Raw genomic sequence first — 20,320 nt, 5'->3', positions numbered from 1 at the left:
GGGACGCGAATCGCTCCGCGGTCTTTTCACGCCTTGATTTGTGTTTGCCAGGAACATGGGCCGCGTATTCGCCCCTTACTGGAATTCACGCAAAGCAGGTATAGAACCGGGACGAGCGGTTCGTAGACGCTACGAACCGCTCGCGGATCAAAGATCAATGAAGGGGCAACCTAGACGCCTTGGAAGGTGTCGATGCCGAGTCCACATGCTCGTCGACCGAAGTACGCAAGCGTGTCCAACGCGTCTCTGGCACCCATTGAATCAGTACCAGACCAATCAGGCCGGCTGCTGCGGCATACACACCCGGCGCGAGCGGAGAACCCGAGGCACCGATGAGCCACGTTGCAATCAAAGGAGTCGTTCCCCCGAATACGGCGACTGCTAGCTGATACGAAATCGAAAGTCCTGTTGCGCGGAACGACGTCGGGAATAGTTCGGGCATCGTGATGAAGGCTCCCCCAGAGTAGATCCCGACTCCGATTGCGAGCAGAGTCTGCCCGGCGAGCGCGCCTGCAAATGTCCCTGATGCCGCAAGGTGCAGCGCGGGATAAGCGGCGAGCGCAACCCACGCAGCGCCGGCGGACATGACAGGCTTTCGCCCGTAGCGGTCGCTGACCCTTCCTGCCAGCGCGAGACAGACGGAGAGCACCATGACCGCAATCGCATTTGTCACCAGAGCGAGCATCGTGTCCAGCTTTGCTTCTCGGACAAGGAAGGTGTACATGAAACCGAGCAACATGTAGGCACCGACGGAAAGAACGACTTCGATGAAGATGACATGGAGCATCGAGCGCAGCCCGGCACGAGCCGCGGCGCGCAGAGGGGCCTCGGCCGACTCGCGGACTGCTTGCTTGAACTCCTCCGGATCGTCGAGTCGCCGACGAAGCCAGAAACCGACAACACCGACAAGGCCGCCCATAAGGAACGGAATTCTCCATCCCCAGTCAACGTAGCGCGAGTGCCCCATTCCATACTGGATCGCGAGCACGAAGAGAGCGGTAAACGCGTTGGGGCAGAACGAGAAGAACCAGTTCACTCCCTGATACCAACCGCGACGATCGTCGGGGGACCACTCAAGGATAAAGCTGGTTGCGCTGGTAGTTTCGCCCCCCATCGCGAGCCCTTGAATGATACGGCATAGCACGAACGCGATCGGCGCGGCGATTCCGATAGTTGCATAGGTTGGCAGGAGGCCGACCATCGCGGTCCCAGCCGACATCAGGATGACTGTCGTGCTCAGGATTTTGATCCGACCAATCTTGTCGGCGAGCACACCGAACAATAATCCGCCAAGCGGTCGGGCGAAGAACGCGACCGCGTAGGCAGCGAACGTGCTTAGCAGCGCGGCGGTTGGATCATTCGCTGGGAAGAAGTGTCCTGCAAGTACCGGTATCGAAAACCCGACTACGGCGAAGTCATAGATCTCGCCGAAGTTGCCGATGCAGGTAGCCGCGAGCACGCGGCGTGTGTTTCTTTTGCTCATGTCTCCATCTTTCCTTTATTTTGGGGTTCGCGTATTCGCCAACCTGTATCGCAAAGAGTTACAAGTTTTGAGCAATGTCCGTGCCATTTTGCGTATCGCGAGCGCTCGTGGCGCAATGACTCTCGTCTGTCCCGCCTCCACAATCGGGGGCGCGCCAAACGCCGTAGTTGAGCAAGTGTCTTTTCTGCGAACAGTTGTGCTTTCGAAGAAAACATAAGGCCGAACCCGTTACGGAGCCGGCTTCGTCACCCTAATACTCAAATTCCAATAAGTCGAACGATCGGCCTGTCCGCGGATAGATCCAATGGCATGCGTCTTGCGGGTCGCTTGGACCGTCGGTCAGGCTCCTACGCGCCTGTGCGGGGTGATTGCCATGAGCGATCCACGACTGTTCGATCGCGTCAGCTGCCGGCCTACCGGCAGGAGCGTTCATCATCCGCTAGGCGTCACCAAGCGAGATTAGGCGTGCAGCTACCTTGGTTCGACGACGGAAGCGCTGCACGCTTACCCGGCCGAGCATGATGGGCGCGTATTCCACGGGCCGGTCCATCACCTGTGCTGACGATGCGTTTCGAGGTTGCCTATGGACACGCGCCAGTTGAAGTACTTCGTACAAGTCATAGAAAGCGGCAGCTTCTCAAAGGCATCTCGCCAGTTGTTCATTGTTCAGCCTGCGCTCAGTCAACAGGTTGCTCGGCTTGAGGAGGAGATCGGGAAGCCTCTTTTGATTCGCTCTGTACGCGGTGTGGTCCCAACCGAGAATGGAGCGGCCCTATATCACCACGCAAAGTTCGTCCTGCGTCAGTTGGACGAAGCGCTGTTGATTGCTCGCCAAGAGCACGCCACCGTACGCGGGCATGTCACCCTTGGTTTGGCGCCGTCTACATCCTGCGTGCTGGGGTTGCCCCTGTTGCGCCAGTTGAAGAGAAACTACCCGGGGATCATGCTGAATGTCGTGGCCGGACTTCCCGGGATGATGGAGGAGCAGGCGCGTCAGAGCCAGCTGGATCTCGCGATCCTCTTTAGTAAAACTGCTGCCAGCGAACTGGTCTACGAGCCTCTGCTGGAAGAAGAAGTTTTCGTCGTTGTTCGTACCGATAGCCGGTTGGTGCCCGCGGATCGGAAGTCACTGACCCTCGCTGAGGTAGCTGCATTGCCTCTGGTGCTCTCGAGTGCGCACCATAGCATCCGTCGGCGGATGATGCTCGAGTTCGAGCGTGCCGGTCTGGAAGCGAACGTAATGGCGGAAATCGACTCGCTCCAGTTGGTCATGCGCTACGTCATGGAGGAGGGAGGGGCGACGATACAGCCAATGGCCGCGACGTTGGCCGTCAGCATGTCTGACGGATGGCGTTGTCTCGGCATTTCGGATGTGCCAATGAATCGTCCGAATTACTTGTACTCGACACCCATCGAGAAGCTGTCAGCAGGCGCATTGATCGTTCACTCGGAATTGAAGCAGACCGTCTCTCGACTGGTTGAGAGTGGCGCATGGAAGGGTGTTCGACTAGCGTCCGAAATTCCTGTTACGCCCGTTAGCCGCATCAACGATGGTCTCCGGAAGTGATGCTCGTGCTTTCAGCTCGTCCGTTATACGTCACCCATCCAGAATAGTTGGGTGCCGTCGCTAACGACGGATGGACGAGACGTGGTCCGACGTCGGCACGATATCGCGTCGAGACATCGACGATGCAGACCAGCTATCGGTGCGGCGGAGCTTCTCCGTCCGTACGAGCAATGCTGCTGGTTCAAAGCCATCACTTTCTGTGATAGATGCGCTAGGAAAAGAGTATTTCCGCGGTCGATCGTTACGTTCCTATACTTCGACGCATCTTTGGGAAGACACTCAAATGGACAAAATCATCGTCGAAGACTCGTCATTGGTGCAGTCGCCGTTCTTGTCGAACACAAACAAGATGCATTTCATCGACGGAAAGTGGCAACCGTCACTGACGGGAGAGCACATCCCGACATTCAATCCTGCTACGGGCGAGGTACTGGCGACGCTGGCTCGCGGTCGCCATGAGGACGTGGATCTGGCGGTTGCTGCCGCTCGCCGTGCATTCGAGGGACCGTGGAGTCGCTTTACTCCAAATCAGCGGTATGCACTGCTGTTACGTGTCTGCGAATTGCTCGAGAAGAACTACGAAGAACTCGCAACCCTCGAGTCGGTCGACATGGGGGCGCCGATCACCCGCACTCGTGCGATGAAAACTGGCTTGATCCAGACGGTCATGTACTTCGCGAGCCAGGCGATGAACTGGACCGGAACAACAATCCCGAACTCATTGGCAGGAAACTACACGACGCTAACGCTGAAGGCGCCGGTAGGCGTGGTTGGCGGGATCATTCCCTGGAATGCCCCGCTCATCAGCATGTGGTGGATCATGGGTGGCGTCCTGGCGACCGGTTGCACGGGCGTGATCAAGACCGCCGAAGACGCGTCACTTACGACGCTGCGTACGGCCGAATTGCTTACAGAGGCTGGCGTGCCTGACGGTGTCATCAACGTTGTCACGGGATTGGGCGTGGAAGCGGGGGCTGCGCTGGCGTCTCATATGGACGTTGATCGCATCGCTTTCACAGGATCGACAGTGACGGGGCGCGAGATCATCAAGGCGTCCGCGGGCAACATGAAGCGCATCCAGCTCGAGCTTGGCGGCAAGTCGCCCGATATCGTCTTCTCCGATGCTGACCTGGACAAGGCGGTCCCGGGCGCTGCAATGGGCGTCTATACGAACTCCGGACAAATTTGCGCAGCCGGTACTCGCATTCTCGTGCAGCGCAGTATTCAAGAGGAGTTCGTGGAGCGGTTGATCAATTACACGAAGACGATCAAGGTCGGAAGTCCGAGCGACCCGGAATCACAGCTTGGCCCGGTCGTGTCGAAGCGGCAACTCGAACGCGTGATGGATTACATGGCGATCGGACGCGACGAAGGCGCGAGTCTTATGGTCGGCGGCACTCGATTGGGCGGAGAACTGGCGAATGGCTACTACGTTGCTCCGACCGTCTTCAATCATGTCGACAACAATATGCGGATTGCTCGCGAGGAGATTTTCGGCCCCGTCGCTTCCGTTATTCCGTTTGATACGGTAGATGAGGCAATTAATCTCGCCAACGATACCCAGTATGGTTTGGGCGGTGCGGTGTGGACGAGGAACGTCGGAACGTCGATGCGGGCAATGCACGGTATCAAGGCAGGTAAGGTGTGGATCAATTGCTACGGATTGGCTGATGCGGCCGTAGGATTCAGCGGCTACAAACAAAGCGGCTACGGGATGAAGGGCGGCGCGCAGCATGTCGAGGGCTTTCTCTATGAGAAGAGCGTGTACATCAACCACGACTGATCTGCGTTCACGGACCAAGAAAGCATGAAACCTGATACTTATGATTTCATCGTCGTCGGCTCTGGCTCGGCGGGTGGGATCATCGCGAGCCGCTTGAGCGAGAGCGGAAAATACTCGGTCCTTTGCCTCGAGGCTGGCGAGAAGGACGAGCGCTATATCTGGACCAGGCCGCCGCTCGCGCTGCAGTTTCTGGTTGACAATCCGAAGGTCGACTGGCGTTACGAGTCGGAGCCGAGTCCAAGCCACGGCAATCGCCGGCTCGCCGCTCCGCGCGGCAAAATGCTCGGGGGAAGCAGTTCGATCAATGCGATGGTCTACAACCGTGGCCAGAAACTTGATTACGATACGTGGAGCCGGCTCGGTTGCAAAGGCTGGAGTTATGACGAGGTGCTGCCCTATTTCAAGAAGATCGAGTCCACCGAAATTGGCGCCGATGAATATCGTGGCCGCACCGGTCCAATCAAGGTCACGCAGAGCAAGAAGCTGTCGCCGTTCTATGACCTGTTCATCAAGTCGGCGAGCGTCACCGGGATTCCCTTCAATCCTGATTACAGCGGTGCTAGCCAGGAAGGCGTCGCGATGGCACAGCTTACGGTACATCGCGGCGAGCGCCAGAGCACTGCAACGTCATACTTGCGACAGGCTTTGAGTCGGGCAAACCTGACGCTCCTTTCCCGCGCAGAGGTCACGTCACTCATCATGGATGGCAAGCGGTGTGTGGGGGTTCGGTATCGGCGCGGGAACGAAACACACGAGGCTCGTGCCAATCGGGAGGTGATTGTATCCGCGGGAACGGCGAATACACCCAAGCTTCTGGAACTGTCTGGTATCGGCAATCCTGAGATTCTTCGGCAGCATGGAATCCGTGTCGTGCAAGAGCTCAAAGGTGTCGGCGAAAACCTGCGAGATCACTACGCGGCTGTGATGAAGTGGCGATTCAACAAGCCTGGCATCTCGCTGGCGAAGAGAGGCCGTGGCTGGCGCTTGGGGGTCGAAATCCTGCGATGGGTATTCCTTCGCAGCGGACTGATCGCTCAAGGGCATGGTTCGATACGGGTCTTTGCGCGCTCGCAACCGGACGCTACGGAGCCTGACGTCATGATGGTGGTCAGCCCGTATATCGTTGAACTGAAGGCAGGTAAGGGCCGCCGCATGTCGGACGTCGAAGGGTTCTTCATGTACACGCATGTGCAGAGAACAGACAGCGCGGGCAGCATCCATATTCGGTCGGCGGACCCGTTTTCAGCCCCGATGATTCAATACCGGTTTCTCGACACCGAGTATGACCGCCGGGTCGCAGTGGCCGCCGTCCGGCGAGCACGCGATATCGCGGCTGCGAAGCCGATGTGCGACTTGATTGCAGAAGAGATGGCGCCGGGAACGAGCATCCAGTCTGACGAAGACATTTTGAGCTACATCTGCGCAAGCGGGCAGACGACTCAGCACATGGTCGGTACGTGCAAGATGGGTAACGATCCATTGTCGGTTGTGGACGAGCGTCTGCGCGTACATGGTATCGCGGGCTTGCGTGTCGCCGATGCGTCCGTCATGCCGACGATCATCTCGGGGAATACGAGTGTGCCGTGCATGATGATCGGTGAGAAGTGCGCCGACATGGTCCTTGCCGACGCAGAAGAGCAGGTGTCTGCGTCCTGTGTCGATGTCGTCGGCGAGCTTTCGCCCTAAACCAGGTCGACGGGCACCGCGATTGATCGGCCGGTATCCATGTAGTCATGCTTCGACTGGATCCTGGAACTCATCTTCATGTGGATCGCAATCAGCATAACCGAGCTGATGACTCCAGCGGCGCGCAAACGTATCACCGCTGGCTTCCATACTGTGCGCACGGGGAATTGAGCATATGAGCGCGGATCAGGATGCAGAACGTCAGCGAGAAAGGCCTCGTCGTGGAATTGCTCCCTTACTCTATATCGACGAGGAATGGCTAGCCCTTCACAATGAGGAGGTGCTTGCGCCGCAGCTGCCCATCATCGACCCTCATCATCACCTTTGGGACAGGGCAACACCTTATCTGGCTCCTCAACTTGCAGGTGACCTCAACTGTGGTCACAACATTCGCGGAACTGTCTATATCGAATGTTCATTTGCATACCGAACCGATGGCGATCCGCGTTTTGCATGCGTAGGGGAGGTCGAATATGCCAACGGTATCGCGGCATTGTTTGCAAGTGGATACCACGGAGAGGTTCGAGCATGCGCGGGGATCATCGGCAAAGTTGATCTGAGTCTCGGTGCATTGGCGGAAGAAGTATTGCACGCGTGCATGGCCCGGGCCCCTTCTCGGTTTCGCGGAATACGCCAGATGGCGGCCTGGGACGCCAGTCCGGACGTTAATGTTCTAATGCGGCCGCCGCCCAAAGACCTGCTCTTGGATCCGCGGTTCCGCGAGGGTTTTTCCAAACTTGCTCCGTTGGGACTGTCATTTGATGCGTGGGTGTATCACCCCCAGTTGCCGCAACTGATCGATCTGGTCGATGCTTTTCCCGATACTCGCATCATCGTAGACCACATTGGCGGCCTCGTCGCGACGGGACCGTATGCGATCCGGAAGGCGGATCACTTCGACGCGTGGCAGTCATCGATGCAAACGCTTGCAGAGCGACCAAATGTCTTCGTCAAAATAGGCGGCCTCAATATGCGGGGACACGGATGTGATTTCATCGACCGGACTAAGCCGCCGACATCCGAGGAGCTTGCTCTGGCGTGGAAGCCCCATGTGGAAACCTGTATCGAGATGTTTGGGGCTGACAGGTGCATGTTCGAGAGCAATTTTCCACCCGACAAGTGCGGGGTCTCCGCGGTGGTCCTGTGGAATGCATTTAAGCGTCTCACGGCAGGCTGCTCAGATGTCGAGAAGGCTAACTTGTTCGCGGATACCGCAATTCGGGTGTATCGCCTGCCACAGAGCTTGGTCCAGACGGAGGTCAGTCACATCGCGGAGCAAAACAGACAAGACGGATCCGGACTCACATGAGGATTCGGATAAATCGGACTTGGCGCGACGGTGCTGAAATTGAAACTGGGGCGCGCCGCTGACGATGCATCAACAACGCACCCCTCTCGAGCAGACGGATGTTAATGACCTATGTCCAACGAGAGCACTCAGTTCTCGTCGTCGCCGTGCTCACCCTCTCGGGGCTTGCCCCAGTCCAACGGGAGCGTAAAGCCGTTCGTGACATAGGAGCGAGTTGACTCGTCCCAGGCTGTCGGTGTTGAACCACCGGCGACGGCAGGAAGGATCTTCCATGGCAAAAGCTGAAGGTTGATCGTCGATGGCCATTGCGCACCGTGGAGCACGTTGTACACGCCGCCAGGAAGTGTTGCTTGTTGCGGAGATGTCAGGCGGCACGGCTCCGTACCATTGAATGGCGGGGTGCCGCTGGCGGGACAAAGGTAAGCACGAGACCAGTACCGTCTATGAACGCTCGATGGCGAATGCCATGATGTCAGTCGAAGGACACGAATGACCGGTCGTGCCCACGATAGGAGTTGTGGACAGAGTGACTCAGACAGTCGAGATCGCGCCGAAACCGCAAACTCGCCGACATCCGACGGAATGGAAGCGAACAATCGTCGCACTAACCTTCGAGCCTGGCACGTCCGTTGCCCGTGTCGCTCGCGAGAACGGCATCAATGCCAATCAGGTGTGGGCATGGCGCCGTCTCTACGCGCAAGGCCTGGTAACAGGTGACGGGAATCCGGAAGCAATGTTGCCGGTTGTCGTTACAGAGCCCACTCTGCCGACCGCTCAGACGTCGACGGCAAGCGAAGTGTCGACTGCGACCGACACGCCAGCCGGCTCGAGCCAGATCCAACATGGCAAGACATCGATTCGCATTGAAGGCGCCCCGGACCCCGCCGTACTCAGGTCTGTTCTCGACCGCATTTGCGATGATCGGCCTGCCACAAAACACCAGGATCTGGATCGCAGCAGGCGTCACCGATATGCGCTGCGGCTTCAACTCGTTGGCCGCGAAGGTACAGACGGTGCTGGAGAAAGATCCGTTCTCCGGACATGTGTTCGTGTTCCGGGGCAAGCGCGGCGACTTGCTGAAGTGTTTGTATTGGATGGCGGGCTATGTTTATTGGCGAAACGCCTTGAGAAAGGACGATTCACGTGGCCACGTGCCGACTCCGGTGTGGTCGCATTGACAACCGCCCAACTGTCGCTCTTACTCGAGGGCTTCGATTGGCGGCAACCAGTCGAAGCCGCACGTCCACGCAGCGCCTTGTAAACCATTGTTAACCGGTGATGTGGCGAGCGCGGGCAGTCGTAAACTGCGTTCATGGAATCGACCTCGATCACACTGCCAGACGACTTTGATGCCCTGAAGGCAATGGTCGCCGAGCTGCGCCAGCAGATCTCGTCGCGCACGCTCGAAATCGAACATCTGAAGCTGACCATCGCCAAGCTGCGCCGCATGCAGTTTGGCCGGAAGTCGGAGAAGCTGGATCGCCCGATTGAGCAGCTCGAATTGCGGCTGGAGGACCTGCAGGCCGACGAAGGCGCTGCCGATGTGGCCGCCGTTTCTGCGGCGCCGCCGTGCGCAGCGCGAAAATGTCGGTCGCAAACCGCTGCCTGATCACATCGAACGCGAAGAGCGCGTCCATCTGCCCGTGCGGTGGGTGGCTCAAGCCGCTGGGCGAAGACGTCGCGGAACAGCTCGAGTACGTGCGGGCACACTTCTGCGTGATCCGTCACCGTCGGCCGAAGCTGGCCTGCGCGTGCTGCGATCGCATCGTGCAGGCGGCGGCACCGAGCCGCCCGATCGACCGCGGCATCCCGGGCCCGGCGATGCTCGCGCACATTGCCGTGTCGAAGTTCGCTTACCACATCCCGCTGCACCGCCAGGCAGTCATGTATGCACGCGACGGCGTCGAGATCGATCCTGGCACGATGGGCTACTGGATGGGCAGCATCGTGGGCTTGCTTGCGCCGCTGGTCGACGCCGTGCGCTGCTACGCGCTGGCCGGCGGCAAGGTTCATGCGGACGACACACCGCTGCCGGTGCTGGCGCCGGGCAACGGCCGCACGAAGACCGGGCGCCTCTGGGTCTACGTTCGCGATGATCGGCCGAGTGGCTCCGACGCCAGCGGTCTGGTTCGCCTACACACCTGATCGCCGCGGCGAGCATCCGCAGCGGCATCTCGCTCACTTCGCCGGCGTGCTGCAGGCTGACGCGGCGCGCCGGAAGATACACGACCTGCATGCCGTGCGTCCCAACGCGGTGACGGAGGAGGCGCTGCTTCGGATCGGCGCGCTCTACGAGATCGAAGAGCAGATCCGCGGCAAGCCACCCGACGAACGACACAGCATGCGCCAGGCGCGAGCGATACCGCTGCTCGACGACATGAAGCGGTGGTTCGATGCGACACTTACCACGCTCTCCTCGAAGTCGGACACGACCAAGGCGATCCAGTATGCACTGAATTGCTGACCGTCGCTGATCTATTACTGCAGCGACGGGCGCGCAGAGATCGACAACCTGATCGCTGAACGAGCGCTGCGTGGCGTCGCGACGGGAGGCGCAACTACTTGTTCGTCGGCGCCGACACTGGTGGCGAACGCGCGGCGGCGATGTATAGCCTGATCGGCACGGTGCTCTTGAACGGCCTCGATCCCGAGGCGTATCTCGCCTACGTGCTCGAGCGCATTGCTGACCATCCGGCCAACCGCATCGACGAACTGCTGCCGTGGAATGTAGCGCCGTCGCTGCCGCCTACTGCTCGCGTCGAGCCCATCCGATAGCGTCGCGAATCTCCGTCGTCAACGACCTGCACCACAGTGCTGCTCGGGCGCATACATTAATGGCGCTTTGGACGACATCTTGTCTGTCGGGCGGCGGTGGCACACCCGCAGCGAGATAGCGTGCAGAGCGGGGGTACGCACTTGCTTTTCTGTGAGGCAGTTCTGACGCTGCTCCAGCGAGGGATTGGCGGTCTAACAGTAGGACTCTGTCGCCTGTATCTGCACTGCCTCCGCGTTGACTGGTCCGTATCGTGCGATAAGAAGTCAACGCATCATCGCGGGTCTCAAAAACTATGATATGCGTATCAAGTCCTGACGCTATCAAACTATGTCAACCGAAATGGAGGCAGCATGAAAGTTGACGGCCGGTGCCATTGTGGCGCTATCACTTATGAAGCTGAAGTTGAACCGGGTACGATTGTCATTTGTAACTGTACGGATTGCCAGCTGCAGTCAGGTTCGATATTTCGCACTGGCATTCCCGCTCCTGCAGAAAAATTCCGCATCCTCAAGGGTAGCCCAAAGAAATACCTCAAAACCTGTGACAGTGGCGCCAAGCGCATTCACGCCTTCTGCGGCAACTGCGGCGGGCCGGTATATTCGTCCGCGGTCGAAAACCCGCTGACCTATACTTTGCGCGTCGGTGCCTTGATTCAACGCTATGAGTTGGGACGTCCTGTCCGGCAAATCTGGACCAAGCGTCGACTTCCATGGATGCCGTCGCTCGATGGCGTAGAGGAGTTCGACGATCAGCCGTAGGCAGCACGGTCATCGGGCAGCAAATGTGCGAGGGCATTCGTGCCAAGATGGTTGGTGTCACGGGACAGTTGTTGCATGTCCGATCGCACGCTCGAGGCGGGCTGGTCGTCGAGGTTGTGACGGGTGCATCCAGACCAGCCCGAATCACGCTGTCCCGCCACCGTTCGTTTCAGGGGGGGATGACGAAATCGCCGTTCCGGTGATAGCCCTAAGTTGTCGAAGTCGAGAATCAAACGCCCACGCACGCTGCCTTGGTCGAAACGCCGGTGGGCCGCCACTGCGTCGGTTGCCGGATACACTGCAGCGACCCGGAGGGGCACGAGACCGTCTGCAACCTGCTGAGCGAGACGGGCGATCGCCGCATGATCGGTAGCACGCTGGCGCACGTTTACGAACACTGACTTGACGCATCGATCAAAGCCATCGTCACTGCCCGACCGCAAGGTGATGATCGCTCCGCCAGCACGGATGGCCGGTGTGATTTGCTTGCCCAGACGCGCCGCGTCTACCACCGCATCGACACCGGCTGGAAAGGTCGGTGTACACGTGCAACGACGTCGTCCCCGCGCTCGATGAACTCGGCTGTGCCGGCATCACGCAGGAACGCCTCGTCTTGTGGCGAGGCAATCGATACCATGCGTAGTCCATCATCGCGCGATGGCATAGGCGCCGACCGCCCCGCCAGTCCCCGTAACCAGCACCGTCGAGCCCGACGGCAAGCGTAATGTATCCAGCGCATTGCGGGGCAGTCAGTGCGTTCATCAGGAACGATGCAGCAGCCGGAAACGTCGCACCAATTGGAACCGGCACAACCGAAGCCGCGGGCAGACAAACGTATTGGCTGTAACCGCCGTAACTGCCGAAGTTGTCCACCACGCCAACCACATGCTGACCGAGGGCGACGCCAAGTTGGGGGGATGTCTTCGCCCACCTCGTCGATGGTACCGGCGATATCCATGCCAGGAACGAACGGCGGCTCCGTCCCGGCGAACAATCCCGCGAGGGAACCGTTACGCACCATGATATCGACGGGATTAACTCCGGCCGCCCGCACTTTAACGCGCACTTGGCCCGGTACCGGATGCGGATCAGGAAGTTCAACCATATGCAGAACTTGCGGGCCGCCGTAACTGCTCAAGCCGATTGCAAGCATGTCGTCTCGCCCCCTCGGACTACTTGAGGTTGGTTTGAAAGAACGAGGCGATCTTGTCAAACGGAATGGCGTCAGGGCGATCGTACAAGTCCGTGTGGTTTGCTCCCGGAATAATCACGAGTTTTTTAGGCTCCGCCGCTGCTGCGTAAGCCGTTTCGCTGAAATAGCGCGAGTGTGCGTTTTCGCCGTGGACAAGCAGCAACGGGCGTGGCGAAATTTCAGCGATGTAATTCAAGATCGGCATGTTCATGAACGACAGTGGAGTGGTAACCGTCCACGAGCCGTTCGAGTTGATCGCGCGCGGGTGAAAGCCACGTGACGTCTTGTAATAGTCGGCGTATTCGACCACGAATTGCGGTTCGCCGCCCTTGAGCTCGAGGGAAACCGGACCATACGCCGGAGTTCCCCTTTCTGCATCCTGCCAACGTTGCTGGCCCAGTTGTTCCAACGCTTGCGTGCGCTGTTCTAGGTTAACGCTGTCGTTGTAGCCTTTGGACATCACGCGCGTCATGTCGTACATAGTGCTGGCGACGACCGCCTTGATGCGCTTGTCCACGGCCGCTGCGTTCAATGCCATTCCGCCCCAACCGCAAATTCCGACGATGCCGATACGCTCGCGATCGACCGCCGGGTACAGGCCGAGATAGTCGACAGCGGCACTGAAATCCTCGGTATTGATGTCCGGTGAGGCGACATTGCGCGGTTCGCCGCCGCTTTCCCCGGTATAGGAGGGATCGAAAGCTAGTGTGACGAATCCGTGTTCAGCAATCGTTTGAGCATACAGACCCGACGACTGCTCCTTCACGGCGCCGAACGGCCCGCCGACCGCAATCGCCGCAATTTTTCCGGTAGCGTTCTTCGGTTGATACAGGTCTGCGGCCAGAGTAATGCCGTAGCGATTTTTGAAACTGACCTTTTTATGATCGAGTTTGTCACTTTTCGCGAACGTCTTATCCCATTTTTCGTCGAGTTGAATTTTCGACTGAACAGAGGGTTGAGCTCCTACGTCGCCTGTTTCATTTTGTGCGTTCATGGTTGATTTCTCCAAATGAGCCGTACGTAAGTAGGTGGCAAAGTTGACGCTGTCGATCAAAAATTGACATGTAGCGTTGCGTTTCGGCATTGCTCGAAGGCAATGCCTATTTCGGCCCGATACATCAACTCGATGTCATGCCTGATGTCGCCGAGGAAGCTGAGGCCAATGATCGCCGGCACCCCGCCATACCATTCTTCAACGAGCCAGCCAGATCCCAAAGCCCAAAGCTGGGCTGTGCAATCCCGGGTTGTGACATCGGCCATTGGCGCTACATTAGCGTCCAGATTTAGCGGCAATCTGCTTCTCTAACAGGCCGTTGAAATACCCATCGACCGGATTCAGACCACTCTCGCAAATGACATGAATTCGCTCAACGGCTCGGCAATTTTGTTGCGTCACGCCGGGTTCAGCGGTAGAGCCCGGCCGGCGAAGGTATTTCCCGCCAGATTTCCTGCATTACGCGCCCTGCGGACGCACAAATCCCAACGTTCTCAGCCGCGTCAGGTTGTAGGCCGCCATCGTCAGCGTGAGCAACTGATCAACTTTCTCCAAGCCTCTCACCATCACCTGCCGGATCGGCCCGATCCGTTTGCCCCAGCCGAAGCACTGTTCGATGCATTTCCGTTTGCGCTGGCTCAGCGCGTAACCGAGATGCCGCGTCGTCCGACCATCGATTGCACTTCCGCCGGTGCGCTTCGTGTTGCGTGCGACGTGCGGCGTCACGTTGTATTCGCGGCAGGCCTTCACAAATCCACGCGTGTCGTACGCCTTGTCTGCGCCCACCGTAATACGTACGTCCGAACCCGACACATCGCGCAGCATGTCCGTCGCCACTTTGCGTTCCGCTCGGCCATTCGCCTCGCTGGCCTGAACGTTCACGACCAGACCGTGCCGGTTATCCGTCAGCACATGACCCAGGTAACTCGGCAAGGCTGGCGCGGCATTGCTCTTGCGATAGAGCCGGCTCTCACCGTCGCTCTTCGATTCGTGCGTTTCATTACTGCGCGATTCGCCATGCCAATTGTCAGGTGGACGATCATCGTCCCCGCCATCCTTGCGCCGGATGCTCTTGTGGCTGGCCCACGCATGGATCAAGGTGCCGTCCACACTGAAGTGCTCGCCCGACAGCAAGCCGCGTTTATGCGCCGTTTCCACCGTCGCGTTGAACAGGTCAGTCACTGCGTCGAACTCGATCAGTCGATCCCGGTTCTTGCTGAACACCGAGTGATTCCACACCGCGTCTTCGATCGACAGGCCGACGAACCAACGGAACAAAAGGTTGTACGAGATCTGCTCGACCAGTTGCCGCTCGCTGCGAATGCTGTATAGCACCTGAAGTAGCATCGCCCGCATCAGCTTCTCCGGCGCAATGCTCGGCCGACCGCCTTTGATGTCCGCTTCGTACATCGCCGAGAACTTGGCATCCATATTCGACAGCGCCTCGTTCATCCAAGTCCGGATCGGGCGCAGCGGATGCGTTTGCGGTACGAACTCCTCCAGTCTCACTGTACTGAACAAGGATTCGTTGTAGCTGTCGGTGTCTCGCATGCTGCCTTCGTGCCTTGGGATCGGGTTCGCTACATCGTGACGGATCGGCGGGGGTATTTCAACGGCCTGCTAACGCCACGTGCGCACGCATCGCGGTATCGACGTCCACGCGATCAGCCAATACTTGTCCGAGCTGGCGCAGTTGGCTTTCCGTGAGGCCGACATTCATGCTGATGCGCATGTGCGCTTGCAATTGCGGCTCGCCCCCGGGCTGAGCAGCTAACATTGCGACGGTCGCGATTTCGCGACTCTGCCAATCGAGATTGTCGCGTTCGAAGATATCGCCGAACAGGTGGGTCTTGAGGTATTCGTCAATTGCTGGCGCGAAGTCGAACAGTGGTCCCTTGACCGCGCCACCTGCCAGCTTGGTCTGGTTAGCGGTACCCGCAGAAAGTAACGCGGCTCCGGTCGGAATCGGATGACTGGGCGCGTGACCGGGTGCATCTTGGATGCCACGCTGCCTACGTTCATCAAGCACCTTCATCAGCTCCCCAAGCGCGTTGAGGCTACGCGGGAAGCCGGCGTAGGCGTAGAGCTGAACCAACACTTCCCGCACGTCGCTGACGGTCAAGCCAGCGTCCAGCCCTTGGTTCAAGGCCGCGTTCAGCTTGGCAAGATCGCCTTTGGCGGCGAATGCCGCGATCGGGACGATGGCCTGCTGGCGAGTCGATAGGGTTTCCGATGCTATCGATGTGCTTGTCACTTGTTGCGACTCCTGTATAGCGGGGGCTGCGTGGCAAACTGCAACCAGCAATCCCAAAGACATAATCAACGCAACGGCCCCGTGGCGCTGAATGATTGACTTACCGGGCGTTGTATTGCTCATCAGTGACTTTCTCCATCCACTCGACGTTCTTGCCATCCACCGTGCCTGTGACAGCCAAGTGCGTCATCGCGTTGGCAGGAGCGGCGCCGTGCCAGTGTTTGACACCTGGCGGGCACCACACAACATCACCGGGATGGAGCTCACGTATTGGCTTTCCCCATTCCTGCGTATAGCCCACGCCCGAAACAACCACGAAGTATTGCCCCTTTGGGTGGGTGTGCCAGGCCGAACGCGCACCTGGCTCGAACGTAACCAAACCGCCCGATGCGTTGATGTCTCTGTTGGCGGACCAAACCGGATCAATCCGTACCTTCCCGGTAAAGTAGGCAGCGGGCCCAACGATTGAGGGCTGGCTGCCCGGGTGCACGATCTGTTGAGCTGCCACATCTGATGCAGGGGCCGTTTGTAGCTCGGTAGCATGGGTTGCGGCAGCGTGGCTTGCTGCGACGTAAAGGATCGCTCTAGGGAGTGACGAGACTTTCATGTTTTTCAACTCCTTCGTTCAGCGTGCGGTGTAGCCGCCATCGATCGGGAGCGCGACGCCGACCACAAAGGCGGAGCCGGGGCTACATAGCCACAGAACGGCGTCGGCGATCTCCTGCGCTGTGCCGAGTCGGCCTATCGGTACATCCTTCATCATTTCGTTCATGATCGCCGCTTCGCCTTTCAGCATACCGGCGACCATCGGTGTTTCCACGATACCGGGGCAGATAGCGTTGACTCGGATTCCCTGAGAGGCGTATTCAAGACCCGCGCTCTTGGTCAGTCCGAGCACCCCGTGCTTTGTAGCGTGATAAGCAGCTCGACCCGGGACACCGACCAAGCCTCCGAGAGACGAGTTGTTGACGATCGCCCCATTTCCTTGCGAGCGCATCTGGATCAGTTCGTATTTCATGCACAGCCACACGCCGCGCAGGTTGATCGCGTTGATGCGGTCGAACACCTCGCTCGAGACGTCAGCGGTTTCGACCGCCGGACTTTGGATGCCGGCATTGTTGAACGCCGCATCCAAGCGCCCAAATGTCTTCACCGTTTGCTCGACGAGCGACTTGACGTAGGCTTCATCGGAAATGTCGCCGGCCACGCCGATCACTCGATGGCCCGCCGCCGCAAGTTCTTGCGTCGCAGCGTCAAGAACGTCCGCCCTGATGTCCGCGAGGGCGACTGATGCGCCAGCTTCGGCGAATGCGCGTGCAGCCGCCAGGCCCATGCCGGAAGCTGCACCGGTTACCAGTGCAACCTGGCCACTGAAGTCGTAGGTGATGGTCATAGTGGTTTTCCGAGATGTGTGGAACGGGTTTTGAGAGAATCGGCAGAGATATTCGTCGCCGCTTACGTTGCTGACGCAGACAACGGCCGTGTCATGCAGACTTCTTGCATCGCGATCTGCGTCACGGCTACGGTCGACGAAATCCCTACGTGTTTGGCCGAGAGGGTGCATATGTCTGGCCGTGCGCTTGCCCGGCATCCGGGGGGGCAGAAGATTCTTTATCGACATCCTTTGCACATAGCCGACGGAAAAGTTCAAAACGGCTCGTATCCGGGCTTCTTATAGAGCGCCGCCATATTTTTCTCTATGTCGGGACGATAAACCGTCTCCATCCAGTCCCGCGATTCGATTTCCTCGATAGACACAGATACAGAGTCCTCGCTCGTCGCGAGTGTCGTCACTAAATCCTTTACGATTGCATCGGTCAGATTTCGCTTTTGCTGCTCTGACTTGCCCGGCCAGAGCTTGACGATTACATGAGGCATCGCGGGGCTCCTAAGATGATGTGCGTTTTAGAGGGGGAAGTCGCTCTCTTCGTTGAGCTCCTTCTCGAGGAATCAAATTGACAGTTGCGGCGCGTGCACCAGCACCAATCATTGCTCGAAGATAGGGGCTCGCCTTGTACTTAGCCCGGTGCGCGTCGTCGATGCTCGCATTGATTTCTCCGGCGACCGGTTCAAAGGTCACTTGCTCGATCATTCCGGCCGCAACGATCTGCCCAGCACGTTGGCGAATGGCAGCCTGATACCAGCGTGATTGCCTACCGTTGTAGGCACGCACATATAGTTCGCCATCCACGGCGACGCACCAGATCCATGTCGGGGTACCTGGAGTCTTGCCGTCATCTCGGTACGGCGCATTTTTGAGATCGTCCGCTTCAACAATGCGGTGTAGTTCGCCCACGGACCATGTCATAACCAATTCCTGTTTCGAGTCGAGGGTTCCCATGTCAAACACGCGATGCGAGACTAGGAGCATCCCGCTGGCGCATAGCCGGAGCAGCAGACACAACAACTGTCGGTGCCATTGGGCAGGACCTGTAAAGCCCATCCAAGCTCTAACTTGGCCGCAAGACCGAGCGGCACGGGATCAGTGAAACTTTATTGCTTACGAGACTAGTTCGGTAGATAGTAGAATCGACATACTCATGTGAATACATTTCATCAATGTTGAAAGAGAACCTCAGCGACTTGCAGGCGTTTGTCGTCATCGCCCGTGAGCGCAGCTTCACCAGGGCCGCGGCTCAACTAGGTCTGTCGCGCTCCGCACTGAGCCATGCCATGCTCGGTTTGGAAGCCCGCTTGGGCATACGGCTGCTCACGCGCACGACGCGTAGCGTCACCACCACGGAAGCCGGCACACGATTGTTGAACGCTGTGGCTCCTCAATTCGACGAGATCGAGCTGGAACTCGATTCGGTTAGTGCAATGCGCGACAAACCAGCCGGAATGGTACGCATCACGGCACATGACCATGCCATCGTGACTTCGCTTTGGCCGCGCCTCCTGCCGCTCATGCGGGACTACCCTGACATCCAAATCGAGTTCAGCGTTGATTACGGTTTCACCGACATCGCTGCGAATCGTTTCGACGCAGGCGTTCGATTGGGCGCTCAAGTGGACAAGGACATGATCGCCGTTCGCATCGCGCCAGACCTGCGCATGGCAGTGGTCGGTTCGCCCGCTTACCTAGCGACCCAACCGCGGCCGGGCACGCCGCGCGACCTGACCAAGCATCGCTGCATCAACTTGCGGTTGCCCACTCACGGTGGTCTGTACACCTGGGAGTTTGAGAAGGATGGTCAAGAGATCAACGTTCGTGTGGACGGCCAGACAATACTCAATAACACGTTTCTGATGCTACAGGCAGCTTTGGATGGCATGGGCCTGGCCTACGTCCCACTGGATATCGCTCAGCTTCACATTGACGCAGGCCAATTGGTGCCGGTGCTTGAGGACTGGTGGCCGCGATTTCCGGGCTACCACCTGTATTACGCCAGCCGCCGGCAATTGCCTCCGGCACTCGCATTGGTGATCGACACACTGCGCTGGCGCGAGGGACGGCCAGGCGGAGCGAAGGTCCCAGGGAGCGCAAGGTAATCTGACGACGTACAGTTTCCACAATCACCCAAGCTCGCAGGATCAGGCAATCGACTGTAGCAGCAAGATTTCCTCGGAATACGCAAAGCTTATTGGCAAAGCGACCGGAGGAGCCGCGTCGTGTATCGTTCGATGTTAGCGTTTGCGTAGACAAGAATATTTGAACGACAAACCAAATTGCTGCGGCGGGCGAGAATGTCGCGATGAGGAGCGCTCTGGGCCGCAGCGCGCCCGTGTGGGCGAAGTTGGTACGCCTGATCGCTCCGCGATCTCGCGGACCAGATCTCATGCGAATCCGAATCTTGAAACTAAGGAAACGCTGATTAATAGGCCAACGCGCGAGCTTGTCGGCGGTGCTGACCCGCAAATTGCGGATGCCGAAGTGAAGCGCAGCGAATTCGGGGAAGTTTGCCCCGGGAAAGCGCCTCATTTCCTGCATTTTTCATACACGTGACGGACTACTCCCGTGAACCGACCGAAACCGGTTTTGCGCAATCACCAAGTTCGCCAAAGCGAACAGGCTGAACAGTTGCGCCGTGTTCTTCGCCAGTCCCTTGTAGCGCACCTTGCGATGGCGAAACAGGTTCTTGACGACATGGAACGGATGCTCGACCCGCGCGCGGATTTGCGCCTTGGTTCGCTCAAGCGCGATCATCAGATCCTTCAGCGCACCATCCTGCATCGCCTTGATCTTTCCTCGCTTGGCCGCCACGCGAGCTTCTCCATCTCGTCCAGGAAACGCTGACGCCGGGTCACGCGCTTCTTGCCTGCGCTTTCCGCTTCCGCAAAGCTCATTTGCCGTTCCATCGTCGTGGGCTCGTTCCGTGAACTATCTTCTACAACGTCCTCGGCTGCGTCAGCGATGACCACCGAGCCGGATTAATCAGTGTTTCCCCTAAGAAGCTGTTGCGAAATTACGGATTGGGTCTGTTAACTTTTTCAAGAGGGTGTTAGACAGTATGACTCCGCGTGGCAGGGGCTGGCCTCTCGTGAGGAATCAAACGTGGGTTAGCATTTCTGCCAGAG

At 58.5% G+C, this 20,320-nt stretch carries 15 protein-coding genes and 5 pseudogenes; 9 read left to right on the top strand and 11 right to left on the bottom strand.

Translation table 11 applies throughout. The features are described from left to right. Positions 1-154: 154 nt before the first annotated feature. Entirely contained in the window at positions 155-1,483 is a 1,329-nt protein-coding gene (locus DIE23_RS36420) for an MFS transporter (protein ID WP_124617401.1), read from the bottom strand. Between the two features lie 583 nt (positions 1,484-2,066). Between DIE23_RS36420 and DIE23_RS36415 the strand changes: the two genes are divergently transcribed. The 8 genes and pseudogenes from DIE23_RS36415 to DIE23_RS36375 all read left to right on the top strand — a co-directional run bounded on the left by DIE23_RS36415 (position 2,067) and on the right by DIE23_RS36375 (position 11,362). After that, the gene (locus DIE23_RS36415) at positions 2,067-3,050 is read left to right on the top strand and encodes a LysR substrate-binding domain-containing protein (RefSeq protein ID WP_124617399.1); all 984 of its coding nucleotides are present in this window, start codon (positions 2,067-2,069) and stop codon (positions 3,048-3,050) included. 283 nt (positions 3,051-3,333) lie between these two features. Next, complete coding sequence (locus tag DIE23_RS36410; RefSeq protein WP_124617397.1) at positions 3,334-4,833, top strand: aldehyde dehydrogenase; 1,500 nt, start codon at positions 3,334-3,336, stop codon at positions 4,831-4,833. A gap of 24 nt (positions 4,834-4,857) precedes the next feature. Beyond that, positions 4,858-6,519 carry a GMC family oxidoreductase gene (locus DIE23_RS36405; protein ID WP_124617394.1) on the top strand — a complete coding sequence of 554 codons (1,662 nt, stop codon included), beginning with the start codon at positions 4,858-4,860 and terminating at the stop codon, positions 6,517-6,519. Between the two features lie 175 nt (positions 6,520-6,694). Next, positions 6,695-7,828, top strand: coding sequence for an amidohydrolase (locus tag DIE23_RS36400; protein ID WP_124617392.1), 1,134 nt, complete (start codon positions 6,695-6,697; stop codon positions 7,826-7,828). Between the two features lie 499 nt (positions 7,829-8,327). Beyond that, positions 8,328-8,675: pseudogene (locus DIE23_RS40935) on the top strand (transposase); the annotation flags it as partial. Next, positions 8,671-9,089 (top strand): annotated as a pseudogene (gene tnpB / locus DIE23_RS36385) (IS66 family insertion sequence element accessory protein TnpB). The pseudogenes DIE23_RS40935 and tnpB, both read left to right, overlap by 5 nt. 51 nt (positions 9,090-9,140) lie before the next feature. After that, positions 9,141-10,603, top strand: a pseudogene (tnpC, locus tag DIE23_RS40930) (IS66 family transposase). A gap of 351 nt (positions 10,604-10,954) precedes the next feature. Beyond that, positions 10,955-11,362, top strand: a complete 408-nt coding sequence (locus DIE23_RS36375) for a GFA family protein (RefSeq protein ID WP_124617390.1) — start codon at positions 10,955-10,957, stop codon at positions 11,360-11,362. Here DIE23_RS36375 and DIE23_RS39930 read toward each other — a convergent pair. The 9 genes and pseudogenes from DIE23_RS39930 to DIE23_RS36335 form a co-directional block, all read right to left on the bottom strand. Then, positions 11,353-11,889, bottom strand: a pseudogene (locus DIE23_RS39930) (zinc-binding dehydrogenase); the annotation flags it as partial. The gene DIE23_RS36375 and the pseudogene DIE23_RS39930 sit on opposite strands and share 10 nt — an antisense overlap. Continuing rightward, the gene (locus tag DIE23_RS40925) at positions 11,868-12,467 is read right to left on the bottom strand and encodes an alcohol dehydrogenase catalytic domain-containing protein (RefSeq protein ID WP_409364274.1); all 600 of its coding nucleotides are present in this window, start codon (positions 12,465-12,467) and stop codon (positions 11,868-11,870) included. The gene DIE23_RS40925 and the pseudogene DIE23_RS39930, both read right to left, overlap by 22 nt. Before the next feature lie 67 nt (positions 12,468-12,534). Beyond that, positions 12,535-13,548 (bottom strand): alpha/beta hydrolase, encoded by a 1,014-nt coding sequence (locus DIE23_RS36365; protein ID WP_124617388.1) that lies wholly within the window; start codon positions 13,546-13,548, stop codon positions 12,535-12,537. 459 nt (positions 13,549-14,007) lie between these two features. After that, entirely contained in the window at positions 14,008-15,099 is a 1,092-nt protein-coding gene (locus DIE23_RS36360) for an IS5 family transposase (protein WP_124617386.1), read from the bottom strand. Positions 15,100-15,157: 58 nt separating this feature from the next. After that, complete coding sequence (locus DIE23_RS36355; protein ID WP_409364273.1) at positions 15,158-15,925, bottom strand: carboxymuconolactone decarboxylase family protein; 768 nt, start codon at positions 15,923-15,925, stop codon at positions 15,158-15,160. Beyond that, complete coding sequence (locus DIE23_RS36350; RefSeq protein ID WP_124617384.1) at positions 15,903-16,409, bottom strand: cupin domain-containing protein; 507 nt, start codon at positions 16,407-16,409, stop codon at positions 15,903-15,905. The genes DIE23_RS36355 and DIE23_RS36350 overlap by 23 nt, the downstream gene beginning before the upstream one ends. Before the next feature lie 18 nt (positions 16,410-16,427). Then, complete coding sequence (locus tag DIE23_RS36345; RefSeq protein ID WP_124617382.1) at positions 16,428-17,195, bottom strand: glucose 1-dehydrogenase; 768 nt, start codon at positions 17,193-17,195, stop codon at positions 16,428-16,430. Positions 17,196-17,449: 254 nt separating this feature from the next. Then, positions 17,450-17,680, bottom strand: a complete 231-nt coding sequence (locus DIE23_RS36340; RefSeq protein ID WP_124617380.1) for a tautomerase family protein — start codon at positions 17,678-17,680, stop codon at positions 17,450-17,452. A 10-nt stretch (positions 17,681-17,690) separates the two neighbouring features. Next, a complete protein-coding gene (locus tag DIE23_RS36335; RefSeq protein WP_244108831.1) occupies positions 17,691-18,143 on the bottom strand; it encodes a DUF2255 family protein in 453 nt (150 codons plus the stop codon). A gap of 218 nt (positions 18,144-18,361) precedes the next feature. Here DIE23_RS36335 and DIE23_RS36330 point away from each other — a divergent pair, with 218 nt between their 5' ends. Then, on the top strand, positions 18,362-19,294 hold the full coding sequence (locus tag DIE23_RS36330) for a LysR family transcriptional regulator (RefSeq protein ID WP_124617378.1): 933 nt from the start codon (positions 18,362-18,364) through the stop codon (positions 19,292-19,294). A gap of 442 nt (positions 19,295-19,736) precedes the next feature. On the opposite strand, the pseudogene DIE23_RS36325 reads toward DIE23_RS36330, so the two are convergent. Beyond that, positions 19,737-20,009: pseudogene (locus tag DIE23_RS36325) on the bottom strand (transposase); the annotation flags it as partial. Positions 20,010-20,320: the final 311 nt, after the last annotated feature.

This window comes from Burkholderia sp. Bp9143, assembly GCF_003853645.1.
Taxonomy (GTDB): domain Bacteria; phylum Pseudomonadota; class Gammaproteobacteria; order Burkholderiales; family Burkholderiaceae; genus Burkholderia.
Note: the sequence above shows the minus strand (reverse complement) of the source record. Positions and strands in the feature narration are given on the sequence as shown.